Annotated in this window: 13 protein-coding genes and 1 rRNA gene; 6 read left to right on the plus strand and 8 right to left on the minus strand. The window is 73.7% G+C overall.

From position 1 onward, the window contains the following. Window positions 1-7 precede the first annotated feature (7 nt). The gene (locus tag AB0D66_RS06685) at window positions 8-1,189 is read left to right on the plus strand and encodes a crosslink repair DNA glycosylase YcaQ family protein (protein WP_362297595.1); all 1,182 of its coding nucleotides are present in this window, start codon (window positions 8-10) and stop codon (window positions 1,187-1,189) included. 55 nt (window positions 1,190-1,244) lie between these two features. Here the strand turns inward: AB0D66_RS06685 and AB0D66_RS06690 are convergent, their stop codons facing one another. From AB0D66_RS06690 to mtrA, 6 genes are all read right to left on the minus strand, one after another. Then, window positions 1,245-1,997, minus strand: coding sequence for a response regulator transcription factor (locus AB0D66_RS06690; protein WP_362297598.1), 753 nt, complete (start codon window positions 1,995-1,997; stop codon window positions 1,245-1,247). A gap of 188 nt (window positions 1,998-2,185) precedes the next feature. Beyond that, window positions 2,186-2,881, minus strand: coding sequence for a ribosome-associated translation inhibitor RaiA (raiA, locus tag AB0D66_RS06695; RefSeq protein ID WP_362297670.1), 696 nt, complete (start codon window positions 2,879-2,881; stop codon window positions 2,186-2,188). Window positions 2,882-3,191: 310 nt separating this feature from the next. Further along, window positions 3,192-3,941 (minus strand): ComF family protein, encoded by a 750-nt coding sequence (locus AB0D66_RS06700; protein ID WP_362297601.1) that lies wholly within the window; start codon window positions 3,939-3,941, stop codon window positions 3,192-3,194. Window positions 3,942-4,005: 64 nt separating this feature from the next. Then, the gene (locus AB0D66_RS06705) at window positions 4,006-5,874 is read right to left on the minus strand and encodes an LpqB family beta-propeller domain-containing protein (protein WP_362297604.1); all 1,869 of its coding nucleotides are present in this window, start codon (window positions 5,872-5,874) and stop codon (window positions 4,006-4,008) included. Continuing rightward, window positions 5,858-7,816 carry an MtrAB system histidine kinase MtrB gene (gene mtrB / locus AB0D66_RS06710; RefSeq protein WP_362297607.1) on the minus strand — a complete coding sequence of 653 codons (1,959 nt, stop codon included), beginning with the start codon at window positions 7,814-7,816 and terminating at the stop codon, window positions 5,858-5,860. Before mtrB ends, AB0D66_RS06705 begins: the two co-directional genes overlap by 17 nt. A 1-nt stretch (window position 7,817) precedes the next feature. Further along, window positions 7,818-8,507, minus strand: coding sequence for a two-component system response regulator MtrA (gene mtrA, locus AB0D66_RS06715; protein WP_189747360.1), 690 nt, complete (start codon window positions 8,505-8,507; stop codon window positions 7,818-7,820). A 234-nt stretch (window positions 8,508-8,741) separates the two neighbouring features. Here mtrA and AB0D66_RS06720 point away from each other — a divergent pair, with 234 nt between their 5' ends. The 5 genes from AB0D66_RS06720 to AB0D66_RS06740 are packed head-to-tail and all read left to right on the plus strand — an operon-like array spanning window position 8,742 to window position 14,561. Continuing rightward, the gene (locus AB0D66_RS06720; protein WP_362297610.1) at window positions 8,742-9,977 is read left to right on the plus strand and encodes a hypothetical protein; all 1,236 of its coding nucleotides are present in this window, start codon (window positions 8,742-8,744) and stop codon (window positions 9,975-9,977) included. Between the two features lie 9 nt (window positions 9,978-9,986). Next, complete coding sequence (locus AB0D66_RS06725) at window positions 9,987-10,664, plus strand: DUF4129 domain-containing protein (protein WP_362297673.1); 678 nt, start codon at window positions 9,987-9,989, stop codon at window positions 10,662-10,664. Next, a complete protein-coding gene (locus tag AB0D66_RS06730; RefSeq protein WP_362297612.1) occupies window positions 10,661-12,274 on the plus strand; it encodes a DUF4350 domain-containing protein in 1,614 nt (537 codons plus the stop codon). Before AB0D66_RS06725 ends, AB0D66_RS06730 begins: the two co-directional genes overlap by 4 nt. Next, a complete protein-coding gene (locus tag AB0D66_RS06735) occupies window positions 12,271-13,251 on the plus strand; it encodes a MoxR family ATPase (protein WP_362297615.1) in 981 nt (326 codons plus the stop codon). The genes AB0D66_RS06730 and AB0D66_RS06735 overlap by 4 nt, the downstream gene beginning before the upstream one ends. After that, entirely contained in the window at window positions 13,251-14,561 is a 1,311-nt protein-coding gene (locus tag AB0D66_RS06740) for a DUF58 domain-containing protein (protein WP_362297618.1), read from the plus strand. The genes AB0D66_RS06735 and AB0D66_RS06740 overlap by 1 nt, the downstream gene beginning before the upstream one ends. A gap of 1 nt (window position 14,562) precedes the next feature. On the opposite strand, the gene AB0D66_RS06745 is transcribed toward AB0D66_RS06740, so the two are convergent. Further along, window positions 14,563-15,747 carry a cation:proton antiporter gene (locus tag AB0D66_RS06745; RefSeq protein ID WP_362297676.1) on the minus strand — a complete coding sequence of 395 codons (1,185 nt, stop codon included), beginning with the start codon at window positions 15,745-15,747 and terminating at the stop codon, window positions 14,563-14,565. Between the two features lie 168 nt (window positions 15,748-15,915). Then, window positions 15,916-16,008, minus strand: a 5S ribosomal RNA gene (gene rrf / locus AB0D66_RS06750); the annotation flags it as partial.

Here is a 16,008-nt window from a genome sequence, read left to right on the forward strand (position 1 = left end):
GCGGATCATGACGAGCCTGCCGCAGCCGACCCTGTCCCTGTCCGCCGGCGAGGCACGCCGGATCGCCCTGCGCGCGCAGGGCTTCCTCGGCGCGCCCGACCGCCGCGGCGGGGTCCGCGGCGTGCTGCGCCACCTGGGCGCCGTGCAGCTGGACACGATCTCGGTGCTGGCCCGCTCGCACGAGCTGATCCCGTACGCCCGCCTCGGCGCGGTGGGCCGCGACACCGTGGAGCAGGCGTACTGGTCGGACCGGCACGCCTTTGAGTACTGGTCGCACGCGGCCTGCATCCTGCCCATCGAGGAATGGCCGCATTTCGCCTTCCGCCGCCGGGCCCGCCGGGCGCGCGGCCACCGCTGGCACGTGCTGCGGGACAAGGACCGCTCGACGCGGGCGGTCCTGGACCGGCTGCGCGCCGACGGCCCGCTGACCTCCACCGAGCTGGGCGGCGCCAAGAACGGCGGCGAGTGGTTCGAGTGGTCCGATACCAAGATCGCGGTGGAGTGGCTGCTCGACACCGGGGAGGTGGTGTGCAGCGAGCGCCGCGGCTGGAAGCGGGTCTACGACCTGCCCGAGCGGGCCGTGCCCGGGGCGCTGCTCCACGACGACCTGGACGACCGCGAGTGCCTGCGCCGCCTGGTCACCCTGGCCGGCCGGTCGCTGGGCGTGGGCACCCGCGCCGACCTCGCGGACTACCACCGCCTCAAGGGCGAGCAGGTCGACGCCGTGATCGCGGACTCCGGGCTGGTCCCGGTCGCGGTGGAGGGCTGGGCCAAGCAGGCCTGGGCGGACCCGGCGGCGCTCGCGACGGCCCCCCGCGGCCGCCACCGCACGACGCTGCTCTCGCCGTTCGACTCCCTGGTCTGGGACCGGCCCCGCACGGAGCGGATCTTCGGCTTCACGCACCGCCTGGAGGCCTACGTCCCCAAGCCGAAGCGGATACACGGGTACTTCGCGATGCCGCTGCTGGCGGGCGGCCGCCTCCAGGGCCGCGTCGACCCGGCCCGCGAGGGCCGCACCCTGGTGGCCCGCCAGCTCTCCCTCCAGACGCCCGGGGCCGCCCCGGCCATGGCCGAGGCCCTGTGGGAGGCCGCCCGGTGGGTGGGGTGCGAGGAGGTGCGCGTCGAACGCGCCCAGAGCCCGCAGGAGGCCGAGGCCGTCCGGGCGGAGCTCACGGCACGGCGCCCGTAGCGGCGGGTGCCCTTGGCGGCCGGTCCGTACCGGCGCGGCGCCCGTCCCGGCGCGGCTAGCGGATCTCCAGGATCTTCTCGCGCATCGCGTAGACCACGGCCTCCATCCGGGAGTGCAGCTGCAGCTTCTCCAGGATGTTGCGGACGTGGTTCTTCACGGTGTTCTCCGAGATGAACAACTCCTTGGCGATGTCACGGTTGTTCATGCCGGTGGCCACCAGCTTCAGGACCTCCAGCTCCCGGTCCGTCAGCCTCGGCGCCGGCACCAGCCGCCGCTCGTCGGTCCGCTGGATCATCGACTTGAACTCGGTGAGCAGCTTCGACGCCATCGACGGGCTGATCTGCGACTGGCCGTCCGCCACCGCCCGGATCGCCGTGGCCACCTCGTCCGTGGAGATCTCCTTCAGCAGGTACCCGGTCGCGCCCGCCTTGATCGCGTCGTAGAGGTCCGCCTCCTCGTCGCTGATCGTCAGCATGATGATCTTCGCGGAGGGGGCGACCTCCTTGATGGAGGTGCACGCCTCGATCCCGCCGCGACGGGGCATCCGCACGTCCATCAGCACGATGTCCGGCAGCAGGTCGGCCGCCTTGTCCACGGCCTCCGCCCCGTCCCCCGCCTCGCCGACGACCTGGATGTCCTCCTCCTGCGCGAGGACGATCTCCAGCCCGCGCCGGAACAGCGCGTGGTCGTCGACCACGAGGACCCGGATGGGCTCCCCCGCGGGCGACCCGGCGGACCCGGCCGCCGGGTCCGCCTCACGGCAGCCCGCACCGTCGTCACCGCGCACCGGCCCGAAGCTGTCCGCCATCGTTCCTCCCCCTGCATGTGCCGAGCTGCTGGGCCAACCGGACCGGCCGCGCCGCCGGTTGACTGCCCGCCATGATTCCATGCCCGCGGCACGGCGCGGGGGGCTGCCACCGGCCGTCCGGCGCATACGCGCCACACAAAGGCCCCCGCGGGACGCCGGAGCGTCCCGCGGGGGCAGCAGCGAGGTGCTCAGCCGCCGAGCGCGCCCCCGGCACCACCGCGCGGCTGCTCCGAGCTGGAAGCGCCGTCGGGGTTCACGTGGATCACGCCGTAGTCGTACGCATGGCGTCGGTAGACGACGCTGGGCAGCTTGGTCTCGGAGTCGACGAACAGATAGAAGTCGTGGCCGACCAGCTCCATCTCGTACAGAGCCTGGTCCAGCGACATGGGTGAAGCCGAGTGGGTCTTCTCGCGGACGATGAGCGGGCCTTCGCCCTGCACTTCGAGGGATCCGATCCGGGTGATCGGGACCCCGTTCGCCTTCTCCTCGGAGAACGGCTCGCCATTCGCGTTCAGCTGCGCGGCGTCCGGCACGACGTCGGCGACCTCGGCCGCCGAGATCCGGCCCGCGCCCCTGCGGGTGTAGCGCTTGTCGTGCTGCTTGCGCAGCCGGGCCTCCAGCTTGTCCTGAGCCAGGTCCAGCGCCGCGTACGGGTCGGCTGCGGCGGCCTCGGCCCGGATCACCGGTCCCCGCGAACGCAGAGTGATCTCCACACGGTCGGAACGGTCGGCCTGGCGCGGGTTGTGCTCCTTCGACACCTCGACGTCCAAGCTGATCACCTTGGCGTCGAGCTTCTGGATCCGCTCCGGATTCAGCTTCTCGGCCACGTGCTTGCGGAACCGGTCGGGCACCTCGGTCTTGCGGCCCTTGACGACGATGTCCACGCAGAACTCCGTTCCCGGATAGCTCCGCCCGACGGGGCGAAGCGTCTCCCTTTCGCACCAGACTCCGGCGAAGGCCGGAGCCTCGGACTTGGCGACTTTCACCTCCTCCTCCCCCATCGGCAAGATCTACACCCCACCGACTTCGGAGTCGAGCGACAGCGATGCGTGGGGCCAAAGGCTCGCCAGTCCTCACAACCGAACATATCCCTGTATGACCGTTGTCGGCACCCGCTACCGGAACGTACTTCCGTTCCGGTGGCCGTCCACTCTTACTACCTGCAACGATGGACCTTCCCCGGCAGTTCCAAATCTATTCACCGGTTTTTTGCTCTGTCCGGGTCGCGGCCACCACCGCCGCCCGCGGGGCGGCTCCCCCGCCCAGGCCGGCCGCCCGCACCGCCCGCGCGGCCTCGGCCAGCGTGGCCCCCGTGGTGACCAGATCGTCCACCAGTACGAGCACGGCACCGGCCGTCAGCCGCGCCCCGCCCGGGCACGCCTCCAGCGCCCCCGCGAGGTTCTCCCGGCGCTGCCGGGCGCCCAGGCCCGCCTGGTCCGCCACCGCCCGCCGCAGCCGCAGTACGGGCGCCACGCGCGCGGGCACACCGGCCCGCCGCAGCCGCCACGCCGCGGCCAGCGCGATCCTGCGCGCCGGATCGTGCCCGCGCGCCCTGACCTGCCGGCGCGCCGACGGGACCGGCACGAGCGCCACCTCCCGCCCGTCCCCTCCCGCCCCGCCGCCGTGCTCTCCCGCCCCGCCGCCGCCCGTCCCCGCCAGGGCCGCCAGCACCGACACCGCCAGCGCGCCACCGAGCGCCCCGGCCAACGGCAGCGCCCCGCGCTCCTTGTGCGCCAGCAGGACGGCGCGTACGGGCCCCTCGTACCGGGCGGCAGCGAACACCGCCGGCAGCCCCGCGGGCCGCGGAAACAGCCCCGCCCGCACCGCCCCGGCCCCGCCCAGCGCCTCCCGGCAGCCGGCGCACAGCAGCACCCGCGCGGCCCCGCAGCCCGCGCAGTCCACCGGCAGGACCAGACCGGCCAGCTCCCGCCACCACCCCCGCATGCCTCCACAGTGCCGGGCCCCACCAGGACCCGCCACCCCTGTGGACGACGCACGGACGAGCAGGTCAGCCCGGGTACACCGGGCCCCTGCCGCCCTCGGCCACCGTCCGCCACTGCGCACCCGGCGGCAGCCAGACGATGCCGTCGTCCGCCGAGTACCCCACGACCGGCTTCGGCTTCGACTCGTCCTCCGACGCGGCCACCGCGACCGCGATCAGCCCGGTCGCCCCGGGCAGGCTCGCCGCGACCACCGAACCGTCCGCCAGCATGTAGCGGGCCTGCACGACCCCGCCGCTCTCCCGGCCCACCACCAGCAGCCTGCCCCGCGGCGCCCAGCTCATCGCGGTCACGTCCGCCATCTGCGGAGCCGCCGGACGCAGCTCGCGCACCGACACCGCCGAGGCATCCCCCTTGGCGTCGGGCCGTTCGATCCGGCCCACCCACAGGTTCTTGCGGCCGTCCTTCTCCACGAGCAGCGCGATGCGCGCCCCGTCGGAGGAGGCCTTCAGCGAGGTGATCCGCCCGTCGAGCCCGGCCACCTGCACCTTCTCGGGGGTTCCGGTGCCGTCGGGCACCCGCCACAGCCCCGGGTGCTGCGGATCCTGGTCGACCACCCACAGGTCGCCCGCCGCGTCCCAGCTGGGCGCGGCCAGCGTGACCGGCCTGCCGCCCTTCGCGGGCAGCACCGGCTGCGGCATGGCCCCGGAGCCGGACAGCGGCACGACGTAGAGGCCGTGCCCGTCCTGCGAGACCACCGCCGCGCGCCGCTCGTCGTACGACACGGCCGCGGAGCCGACCTTGGCCCCCCCGGGCACGGAGAGCGGCCCCGGCACCGGCTCGGACCGCGGCTGCTGGTCCTCGCTGGTCACGTCGAGCTTCATCCGGACCAGCCGGTCCTGGTTGTCGATGTAGTACTGGTACTCGGGCGTCCGGGGCCGGTTGGCGATCACGGCCGCCGTCACCTCGGTCACCGAGCACAGCGAGGACGACTTCCCGTCGGAGCGCAGCAGTTCGACCCGGTCCAGCCGGGAGGCCGTCAGTTCCTTGACGGTGTAGAGGAGTTGGGTCGCCATCTTCTGGCACTGCGGCGACGCGACGTTGTCGGCCTTGTCGTTCAGCGGCACGCGCAGCGTGTTCTGGCCGTCGTACGACAGGGACTTGGTGCCCTGCCGCAGTTCCGTCCCGGTGGGGAAGCTGGACTCGACGACCGGCGCGAGCCACCTGGACGGCCCGGCCAGCAGCGACTGGACGGTCTGCGTGGTGGGGTCCATCCGCGAGTCCGGGTCGCTGCGCTGGCGCACGTACACGGGATCGGCGACCAGCGTGCCGCCCGCGAAGTAGTACTTGTTGACCGGCATGTAGATGCGCTGGAAGTCCGACTCGCTCAGCACGAGGCTGCTCGGCGGACTGGAGATCCGCCACTGCTTGTCCTCCTGGACCAGCTGGAGGAACTCCGTGTAGTCCCCGTTCTCCGGCTGGTAGGCGCTGCGCTCGTCCACGGTCGCGAGCTTCTTGCCGGCCACCTTCCAGCGGGGCCCGTCGGGGTCCTTCTCGGTGCGGACCGGGAACCGGTCGAGGCCGGCCGAGAGCACGGTGACGGCGGTGCCCGGCCGCCAGCGCTTCGCGGCGTCCTCGGTCAGGTACTTGCGGGCGGTCTCCAGCTGCGGATCGTCGCTGGTCATCGCCTCCAGGAAACCGTCGACGATCTCGCCCGCGCTGGCCTTGTCCGCGGGCGGTACGCCGAAGACCCGGACCTGCGAGTCGACGCCCTGCGAGGCCTGCACCCGGCGGATCTCGCCGTGGTCGGGCATCGAGGCGCACCCGGCCAGCAGCAGCCCGGCCACCCCGAGCGCGTACGCGCGCAGGGTGCGCAGCCGCCTGCCGCGGGCCCCGGCGCGCGCCCTCCCCGGCACTGCGTCAGCGTCCGTCGGCATCGGCATCGGCATCGGTTCGTTCCTCCTGTGGTGCCTGCTCGGCCGGCCGGGCCACGACCCGGGCACCGCTGCCCGGCAGGGCCGTCGGGTCGGCGGGTACGGACTGCACCGAGGCCACCGCCGGCCGCGGCGGTATCGGCGACCGGTCCCCCGCGTCCGCGGGCTGCTGCCGCTCCACCGCGCTGCCCGCGGCTTCGGCTGCCGCCCTGGCACGGTTGGCCCGGGAGTCCTCGGGTTCCAGCGGGATGGGCGAGCCCCGCAGCGGCTCGTCGGCGGTGCGCGGCAGGGTGAGGCGGAACTGCGAGCCGCCGCCCGGCTCGCCCCAGGCCTGCAGCCAGCCGCCGTGCAGCCGGGCGTCCTCGACGGCGATGGACAGGCCCAGGCCCGTACCGCCCGTCGTGCGCGCCCGCGCCGGGTCGGCCCGCCAGAAGCGGTTGAAGACGCGGGTGGCCTCGCCGGGCTTGAGCCCGACGCCGTAGTCCCGTACGGCGACCGCGACGGCCCCGCCCGCGGACGCCAGCCGGACCACCACATCGCGCCCCTCGCCGTGCTCCACGGCGTTGACGACCAGATTGCGCAGCACCCGCTCCACCCGCCGGGCGTCGGCCTCGGCGATGACGGGCTGGGTGTCGCCGAGCACCCGGATCCGGCTGCCCTTGTGCTCCGCGAGCGGCTCGGCCCCGTCGATGACGCGGCGTACGACGTCCCGCAGGTCGATGGGCTCCGCCTCCAGGGCGGCCGCGCCCGCGTCGAACCGGCTGATCTCCAGCAGGTCGGAGAGCAGCGACTCGAACCGGTCGAGCTGCCCGGCGAGCAGCTCCGCGGAGCGTGCCGTGATCGGGTCGAAGTCGACCCGCGCGTCGTGGATGACGTCCGCGGCCATCCGGACCGTCGTCAGCGGTGTGCGCAGCTCGTGCGAGACGTCCGAGACGAACCGGCGCTGCATCCGCGACAGGTCCTCCAGCTGCTGGATCTTGTTCTGGAGGTTCTGGGCCATCTTGTTGAAGGCCTCGCCCAGCCGGGCGATGTCGTCCTCGCCGGTGACCTTCATCCGCTCCTGCAGCCGCCCGGCCGACAGCCGCTCGGCGATCCCGGCGGCCATCCGGACGGGCGTGACGATCTGCCGCACCACGAGCCAGGCGATGGCGCTGAGCAGCACCACGACGAACAGCCCGGCGGTGGCGATGGTGCTCTTGACCAGGTTGAGGGACTCCTCCTCCTGGCTGAGCGGGAAGAGGTAGTACAGGTCGTACGGATCCCCGTTGATGTCGGTGAGCCGCTTGCCCACGACCAGCGCGGGCTCGGGCGCCTTCTCCCCGGCCCCGGCGGTGTACCGGATCTCGGAGAAGGTCTTGAACGTGCCGGCGGAGTGGTTGACGGCCCGGCGCAGCTTGACGGGCACGCTCGCGGTCGGGTCCACGTTGCCCGAGGCGCGGGCGCCCTTGACCCCCTGGGTGCCGGGCAGCACCTGCTCACCGGTGCCGGCGCCGAGCGCGACCACCTCGAAGGCGGTCTGGCCGCCACTGGCCAGCTGTTTGACCAGCGAGTTCATCCAGGTACTGGCGTCCAGTCCGACCTTGTTGTCCGCGGCGTCGGGCCCGTCCACGGTCGCGGGGGTGTTGGCCTTCTCCTGTGCGACCGCGAACCCGCCCGCGGCCTGGCTCTGCGCGGCCTCCTCCTTGGCGTCCAGGAGGCCCTTGCTGACCTGCGCGATCACGACGAAGCCGAGCGCGAGGACCACGGCGAGCGACATCAGCAGGGTGGCGGCGACCACCCGCAGCTGCATGTTGCGCCGCCACAGCCGGACAGCCGGAAGCACCGGCCGGCGTACGAGGCGTACGCACAGCCGCAGCACGGAGGCGCCGGGCGCCCCCTCCTGGAGCAGCCGGCCGGCCCGCAGGCTTCCCCAGCGTGAGCCGCCCCGGTCCCTGCCGGACTGCACCTCAGCTGGGTCCGGCCTTGTAGCCGACACCGCGCACCGTCACGACGATCTCGGGGCGCTCCGGGTCCTTCTCGACCTTGGAGCGCAGGCGCTGCACGTGCACGTTCACCAGGCGGGTGTCCGCGGCGTGCCGGTAGCCCCAGACCTGCTCCAGCAGCACCTCGCGGGTGAAGACCTGCCAGGGCTTGCGCGCCAGGGCGACCAGCAGGTCGAACTCCAGCGGGGTCAGGGCGATGGAAGCGCCGTCCCGCTTGACCGAGTGCCCGGCCACGTCGATGACGAGGTCACCGATGGCCAGCTGCTCGGGAGCGGGCTCCTCCGACCGGCGCAGGCGGGCCCGGATGCGGGCCACCAGCTCCTTCGGCTTGAACGGCTTCACGATGTAGTCGTCGGCACCGGACTCCAGGCCCACCACGACGTCGACCGTGTCGCTCTTGGCGGTGAGCATCACGATCGGCACGCCGGACTCGGCCCGGATCAGCCTGCAGACCTCTATGCCGTCCCGTCCGGGCAGCATGAGGTCGAGCAGCACCAGGTCCGGCTTCGCCTCCCGGAAGGCAGCAAGTGCCTTGTCACCGTCTGCTACGAACGACGGCTCAAAACCTTCTCCACGCAGCACAATGCCGAGCATCTCGGCCAGCGCGGTGTCGTCGTCGACGACAAGGACGCGTCCCTTCATGGTTGACATCATCCCATTAGCTAATCGTTACCAGGCGGTGAGCTGTCCCACAGCCAAAAGGGCTGGAAATCGCCCCTCGGACCTGCGTGGAGATCAGGTCGACCAGTCTGCCCCGGATCCGGGTGACAATTGAAGGTACGGGCTGCCGATGATCCGGGGGGATCGCTGGTCCGTTCGTGTACCCCACGTGGCACGATGGCAGCGACCAGCGCCCCCGCCGCAGCAGGTGCACGTGAAGGAGCGACGATGAACGACTCGCCGGGCTGGGCTACGCCCGGACCCTCTCCGTCCGATGGCGAGCGGCCCGGGGCGCCCGCCGACCGTCCGGCTTCCGGTGACCCCAAGTGGTCGTCCGAGCAGCCGCCGCCGGGACAGTGGACCAGCCCCTCCCCCGGCCAGACCCCGCCCCCGCAGGGGCCCCCGCAGCAGCCCCAGCAGCCCCAGCAGGGGCAGGGCTGGGGGCCGTACGGCGGCCAGTACGGGCAGAACGCCCAGTACGGCGGCTACCCGGGCGGACCCGGCCAGTGGGGCCAGCCCCCGGCCGCCAAGCCCGGCGTGATCCCCCTGCGCCCCCTCGGCCTCGGCGAGATCCTGGACGGCGCCGTCGCCACCATGCGCTCGCACTGGCGCTCGGTCCTGCCGATCACCCTGGTCGTGGCCACCGTGGTGCAGGTGCTCAGCCTGCTCACGCAGAAGTACGCGATGTCCGACTTCGCCGTCTCGACCGACGCCGGGGCCGACATCGACCAGACCGTCAACGACCTCATCGTCGCCATGGGCGCCCTCGTCGTCGTCGGCTTCATCGCGGCCCTCGGCGGCATCGTGGCCACGGCGATGCTCACGATGATCTACAGCCGGGCCGTGCTCGGCACCACCTCCACGGTCTCCGCCGCCTGGCGCGAGTCCCGCCCCCAGCTGCTGCGCCTCTTCGGCCTGACGTTCCTGCTGGGCATCGGCGCGATCCTGCTCGGCGCCGTGCTGGTCCTGCCCGGCATCCTGGCCGAGAGCCCGGGGCTGGCCGTCGTGGGCGTGCTCGTCATGCTCCCGCTGTTCACCTGGCTGTGGATCAAGTTCAGCCTGGCCTCGCCCGCGCTGATGCTGGAGAAGAGCACCGTCTTCAAGGCCCTCGGCCGCTCCTCGAAGCTGGTCCAGGGCACCTGGTGGCGCATCTTCGGCATCACCGTGCTCACCAACATCATCACCGGCATCGTCTCGGCGATCATCGTCTGGCCGCTCACGATCGTCGGCCTGGCCGCCTTCGGCGGCGGCCTGAGCGCAATGGAGGACGGCACCGCCTCCAGCGCCTGGGGAGCGCTCGTCCTCTCCGGCATCGGCTCGATCATCGCCCAGACCATCGTGATGCCGATCCTGGCCGGCGTCACCGTGCTCCTCTACGTGGACCAGCGCATCCGCCGCGAGGGGCTCGACCTGGAGCTCGCCCGGGCGGCCGGCATCGAGAACTACGGCACGACCGGAGGCTGACCACCCATGATGAGCACGGGGGGCCTCATCACGCGCGCCACGGCGCTCCTGCCGGGCGCCGAGACACCACCGGTCACGACACCGCGCGAACCCGCCCGGGAGGCGGCCGAGCACGAACTGTCCAAGCCGATGTACCACGAGAACGACCCGGGGCTGCTGGACCGGGCCCTGCGCAAGTTCCTCGACTGGATCGACGACCTGTTCGAAGCGGCCTCCGGGGCGGCCCCCGGAGGCACGCTCGGCCTCGTCGTGATCGTCCTCCTGGTCGTCCTGGCCGCCACCGCCCTGTGGTGGCGGCTCGGCGCCCCCGGCCGGATCCCCGCCGGCGCGGGCGTCCTCTTCGACGACGGCATCCGCAGCGCCGCCGACCACCGCACGGCTGCCGAGGCCCACGCCGCCGCCCACCGCTGGACCGAAGCCGTCCAGGAACGCATGCGCGCCGTCGTCCGCTCCCTCGAGGAGCGCACCCTGCTCGACCCGCGCCCCGGCCGCACGGCCGACGAGGCGGCCGCCGAAGCCGCCGTCTGCCTCCCCGACCACGCCGCGGACCTCCGCGCGGCCGCCCGTACCTTCGACGACGTCACCTACGGCGGCCGCTCCGCCGACGCCGACACGTACGCCCGCCTGCGCACCCTCGACCTCACCCTGGACCGCGCCAAGCCGCTCCTGACGGGACCCACCGCATGACCACCCCCGAGGGACCGGCCTCCACCCCCCACAACCCCACCGGCCCCGGCCCGGACCACCAGACTCCCGACGAGCCCGGCCACGCACCGGCACACTCCCCGCAACCCGCCGCACCCACCGCCGCCGCCCTGCCCGACGAGCCCCCGACCCGCCCGGGCCCCGAGGGCCCCGGCCCGGACCGCCCGGGTTCCGGTGGGGCCGGGCGTGTGCCGGGGCGCTCCCCGCAGGGCGCCGAACGCACTGCCGCTTCACTCTCCGACCCCTCGCCACGTTCGGCGCCCGAGGAGACGCCCCGGCGCGCGCCCGGCCCCACCGGAACCCCAGCCCCGGCCACCCCGCCCGGCAAGGGCCCCGGCCCCACCGGAACCCCAGCCCCGGCCACCCCGCCCGGCAAGGGCCCCGGCCCCACCGGAACCCCCGCCACCCCGCCCGGCGAGGGCACCGGCCCCGCCCCCGACCGGGCCCGCCTGGCCCGTCGCGCCCGCCGCGTCCTGGCCTTCGTGGCCGTGCTCGCCGCAGGCGGCATCGCCATGGCCGCCCTGGGCTCCGGCACCCGCCACGGCATCCTCGACCCCCGCTCCGCCGACCCCTACGGCAGCAAGGCCGTCGCCGAGCTCCTCGAGGACCGCGGTGTCCGCACCCGCGTGGTCACCACCGCCCGCGAGGCCGCCGACGCCGCCGGACCCGGCACCACCCTCCTGGTCACCGACCCCGACCGCCTCGGCACCACCCAGCGCGGCCTGATCCGCTCCGCCATGGACCTCTCCGGCGGTCGTACCGTCCTGCTCGCCCCCGGCAGCCACAGCCTCACCGAGCTGGCCCCGGGCGTCCGCACCCGGAGCGCCACCGCCGCCGACACCCTCGCCCCGGCCTGCGACCTGCCCGCCGCCACCTCCGCCGGCCGCGCCACGACCGGCGACGACCGCCGCTACACCACCGACCTGCCGCGGACCACCGGCTGCTACCCCAGCGACGGCCACCCCACCCTGCTGGTCCTCCCGGCCGGCACCGGCGGCGACACCGTCCTCCTCGGCTCCGGCACGGTCCTCCTCAACGAGAGCCTCGCCGACGAGGGCAACGCCTCCCTCGCCCTCCACCTCCTCGGCTCCCGCCCGGACCTCGTCTGGTACATGCCGTCGCTCGCCGACGGCGACCCCGCCGCCGAGTCCGACGAGGAGCAGAGCCTCGTCGACCTGATCCCGGCCGGCTGGTCCTGGGCCCTGCTCCAACTCTTCGTGGCCGCCGCCCTCGCCGCCCTGTGGCGCGCCCGCCGCCTCGGCCCCCTCGTCACCGAGAAGCTGCCCGTCGTCATCCGCGCCTCGGAGGCCACGGAGGGCCGCGCCCGCCTCTACCGCAAGGCCGGAGCCCGCGACCGCGCCTCCACCGTGCTGCGCGCCGCCACCCGCGAACGCCTGGCCGCCCTGGTCGGCGTACCGGCCGCACAGGCGCACGACCCCGTCACCCTGGTCCCCGCCGTGTCCACCCGGCTCGGCGACGCCGGCCACGACGTGAACACCACCCTCTTCGGTCCCACACCCTCCGACGACGCGGCACTCGTCGCGCTCGCCGACCACCTCGACGCCCTCGAAAGAGAGGTCCGTACGTCATGACGTACCCGGCCACCGAGTCCGCCGCCGCGGACAGCGCCCGCGCTTCCCTCGAAGCGCTCCGCACCGAGATCGGCAAGGCCGTGGTCGGCCAGGACTCCGCCGTCACCGGCCTCGTCGTCGCCCTCCTGTGCCGCGGCCACGTGCTCCTCGAAGGCGTCCCCGGCGTCGCCAAGACCCTCCTGGTCCGAGCCCTCGCCGCCGCCCTCGAACTCGACACCAAGCGCGTCCAGTTCACCCCGGACCTGATGCCCAGCGACGTCACCGGCTCCCTCGTCTACGACGCCCGCACCGCCGAGTTCTCCTTCCAGAACGGCCCGGTCTTCACCAACCTCCTCCTCGCGGACGAGATCAACCGGACCCCGCCCAAGACCCAGTCCTCGCTCCTCGAAGCGATGGAGGAGCGCCAGGTCACCGTCGACGGCACACCGCGCCCGCTCCCCGAGCCGTTCCTGGTCGCCGCCACCATGAACCCGCTCGAGTACGAGGGCACCTACCCCCTCCCGGAAGCCCAGCTGGACCGCTTCCTCCTCAAGCTCACCGTGCCGCTGCCGTCCCGCACGGACGAGATCGGCGTCCTGACCCGGCACGCCGCCGGCTTCAACCCCCGCGACCTGCACGCCGCGGGCATCCGCCCGGTCGCCGGCCCGGCCCAGCTGGACGCCGCCCGCGAGGCCGTCGCCAAGGTCTCCGTATCCCCCGAGATCGCGGGCTACGTCGTCGACATCTGCCGCGCCACCCGCGAGTCGCCCTCCCTCACCCTCGGCGTCTCCCCGCGCGGCGCGACCGCCCTGCTGGCCACCGCCCGCGCCTGGGCCTGGCTCACCGGCCGCGACTACGTCACCCCCGACGACGTCAAGGCCCTGGCCCTGCCGACCCTGCGGCACCGCGTCCAACTGCGCCCGGAGGCCGAGATGGAGGGGGTCACGGCCGACGCCGTCATCACCGCGATCCTCTCCCACGTCCCCGTCCCGCGCTAATGGCCCTCACCGGACGCACCGCCCTCCTGGCGGCCCTCGGCAGCATCCCCGTCGGCATCCTCGAACCGAGCTGGACGGGGATGCTCGCCGTCAACGGCCCGCTGGCGCTGGCCTGCGCGGTCGACTGGGCCCTGGCCGCGCCCGTCCGCACCCTCCGCCTCACCCGTTCGGGCGATACCTCGGTCCGCCTCGGCGAACCCGCGGACGTCCACCTCACCGTCACCAACCCGAGCGGCCGCCGGCTCCGGGCCCGGGTCCGCGACGCCTGGCCCCCGAGCAGCTGGGCGCCCGGCACGGAGACGGCCGGCTCCCGCCACCGGCTGGACGTCCCCGCCGGCGAACGCCGCCGCCTGACCACCCGCCTGCTCCCCACCCGGCGCGGCGACCGCCAGGCCGACCGCGTCACGATCCGCTCGTACGGACCCCTCGGCCTGTGGGCCCGCCAGGGCTCGCACACCCTGCCGTGGACGGTCCGGGTCCTGCCGCCCTTCACCAGCCGCAAGCACCTCCCCTCGCGCCTGGCGCGCCTGCGGGAACTGGACGGCCGTACGAGCGTCCTCACGCGCGGCGAGGGAACCGAGTTCGACAGCCTCCGCGACTACGTCCCCGGCGACGACACCCGGTCCATCGACTGGCGGGCCACGGCCCGACAGCACAAGGTGGCCGTCCGCACCTGGCGCCCCGAACGCGACCGGCACATCCTGATCTGCCTGGACACCGGCCGCACCTCGGCGGGCCGCGTCGGCGACGCCCCCCGCCTGGACTCCGCGATGGACGCGGCCCTGCTCCTCGCCGCCCTGGCCACCCGCGCCGGCGACCGCGTGGACCTGCTGGCCCACGACCGCCGCCCCCGCGCCCAGGTCCAGGGCCGCCCGGCGGCCGACATCCTGCCCGCCTTCGTGAACGCGATGGCGCCCCTGGAGCCGGAACTGGTCGAGACCGACTCCCGCACCCTGGTCTCCACCATCCTCCGCAACGCCCCGCGCCGCTCCCTGGTGGTCCTTCTGACGAGCCTGGACGCGGCCCCCGTCGAAGAGGGCCTGCTGCCGCTCCTCCCCCGCCTCACCCAGCGCCACACGGTCCTGCTGGCCTCGGTGGCGGACCCCCACGTGGCCGAGATGACCACCTCCCGCGGCACCCCGGAAGCGGTCTACGAGGCCGCCGCCGGCACCCAGTCCCAAGCCCAGCGCCGCCGCACGGCCGACCAGCTCACCCGCCACGGGGTGCACGTGGTCGACGCGACCCCGGACACACTGGCCCCCGCCCTGGCCGACGCCTATCTGGCCCTCAAGGCCGCCGGCCGCCTCTGAGTCACTTCGTGACCCCCGTCGTCCGCCGCTCGAACCAGCGGGCGACGGGCACGACCGAGATCCCGTGCAACAGCACGCTGAGCAGCACGGTCGCGCACATCGCGTTGACGACGAACCGCCCGTCCTCGGGCGGCAGCTGGGTGACGGCGAGGACCGCGAACACGATGGACGTCACCCCGCGGGAGCCGAGCCAGCCCAGCGCACACCGCTCGGGCCGGTCGAAGCCCTTGCCGGCCACGGCGAAGTAGACGGGCACGAACCGCAGCACGGTGAGCGCCAGCAGCCCGTACAGCACCACGCCCCACCCGATCCCGCTCCCGAACTCGTCCGCCGTGAGCTTGCCGAAGGTGAACCACACGGCGAAGGCCATCAGCTGCGCCATGTCGTGCACGAGTTCCAGGTTGTTCCCGCCGACCGCGTGGGCGGTGGCCGAGTAGCACAGGCCCGTGACGAAGGCGGCGACGAAGCCGTTCCCGCCCACCAGTACGGAGGTGGCGTACGCCATGAAGGGCAGCGCGAGGCTCGCCAGCCGCAGCGTCCCGGCGCTCGCCCAGCCGGCGCCGAGCGCCCGCCGCACCAGATACGAGGCGAGGTAGCCGAGCACGATCCCCACGACCACCGCGAGCCCGGCCTCCTTCAGCGCGTGCACCACCAGGTCGGCGAAGGAACTGGAGTGGGCGCTCACCAGGTTGGCGACGCAGAACACGAAGACGGGCGAGATCAGTCCGTCGCTGAAGCCGCCCTCGATGTTCAGCGCGGCCCGCACCCGCAGCGGCACCCGCCGGTCGCGCAGGAACATGGAGATCGGTGCGAGGTCCATGGGCATGACGACGAGCGCCGTGACCCCCAGCAGCCACCAGTTCGTCCCCGGGAACACCACCGCCCCCGCCAGCGTCGCCAGGACCACCGACACCGGCAGCGCGAGGAAGAGCAGCCTCCCCTCCCCGACGGAGCGCTGCTCCAGTTCCTCGTAGTGCTCGGCCTCGGTCGCGTCGACGAACAACAGGACGGCGAGGACGAGCTCGACCCCCCGGTGCGTGCTGTGCGCTTCCAGGTCGAGGGGGACCGCGGGGTCGTAGCCGCGGGTCAGGACGATCCCGGCGATCGCGAACGCGAGCGGCGCGGTGATGCTCCACCGGGCCAGCCGGTCCGCCGCGAGGGCCCACGCGAACAGCAGGGACAACACAACCAGCAAAGCCAGCATGGGCAGCTCTCCGAAACCCGATCGGTGCGACCCCCCAGTCTCCGACCGGCCGGCCCGCCACCCCGGGCGGCGCGCCCCGAACAGCCCGTAAACGCAGAAAAGCCCCGCACCGAGCCCGAAAGGGCTGGTGCGGGGCTTCCCGCAATGATTGTTCGGCGGCGTCCTACTCTCCCACAGGGTCCCCCCTGCAGTACCATCGGCGCTGAAAGGCTTAGCTTCCGGGTTCGGAATGTAACCGGGCGT

The sequence above is a fragment of the Streptomyces sp. NPDC048270 genome (assembly GCF_040652335.1).
Lineage (GTDB): Bacteria > Actinomycetota > Actinomycetes > Streptomycetales > Streptomycetaceae > Streptomyces.

Bases quoted from the DNA above. Each gene is read 5' to 3' on its own strand.
- AB0D66_RS06685 (WP_362297595.1), top strand. From the start codon at position 8: ATGACGAGCCTGCCGCAGCCGACCCTGTCCCTGTCCGCCGGCGAGGCA.
- AB0D66_RS06690 (WP_362297598.1), bottom strand. From the start codon at position 1,997: ATGGCGGACAGCTTCGGGCCGGTGCGCGGTGACGACGGTGCGGGCTGC.
- AB0D66_RS06700 (WP_362297601.1), bottom strand. From the start codon at position 3,941: ATGCGGGGGTGGTGGCGGGAGCTGGCCGGTCTGGTCCTGCCGGTGGAC.
- AB0D66_RS06705 (WP_362297604.1), bottom strand. From the start codon at position 5,874: ATGCCGACGGACGCTGACGCAGTGCCGGGGAGGGCGCGCGCCGGGGCC.
- mtrA (WP_189747360.1), bottom strand. From the start codon at position 8,507: ATGATGTCAACCATGAAGGGACGCGTCCTTGTCGTCGACGACGACACC.
- AB0D66_RS06720 (WP_362297610.1), top strand. From the start codon at position 8,742: ATGAACGACTCGCCGGGCTGGGCTACGCCCGGACCCTCTCCGTCCGAT.
- AB0D66_RS06725 (WP_362297673.1), top strand. From the start codon at position 9,987: ATGAGCACGGGGGGCCTCATCACGCGCGCCACGGCGCTCCTGCCGGGC.
- AB0D66_RS06730 (WP_362297612.1), top strand. From the start codon at position 10,661: ATGACCACCCCCGAGGGACCGGCCTCCACCCCCCACAACCCCACCGGC.
- AB0D66_RS06735 (WP_362297615.1), top strand. From the start codon at position 12,271: ATGACGTACCCGGCCACCGAGTCCGCCGCCGCGGACAGCGCCCGCGCT.
- AB0D66_RS06740 (WP_362297618.1), top strand. From the start codon at position 13,251: ATGGCCCTCACCGGACGCACCGCCCTCCTGGCGGCCCTCGGCAGCATC.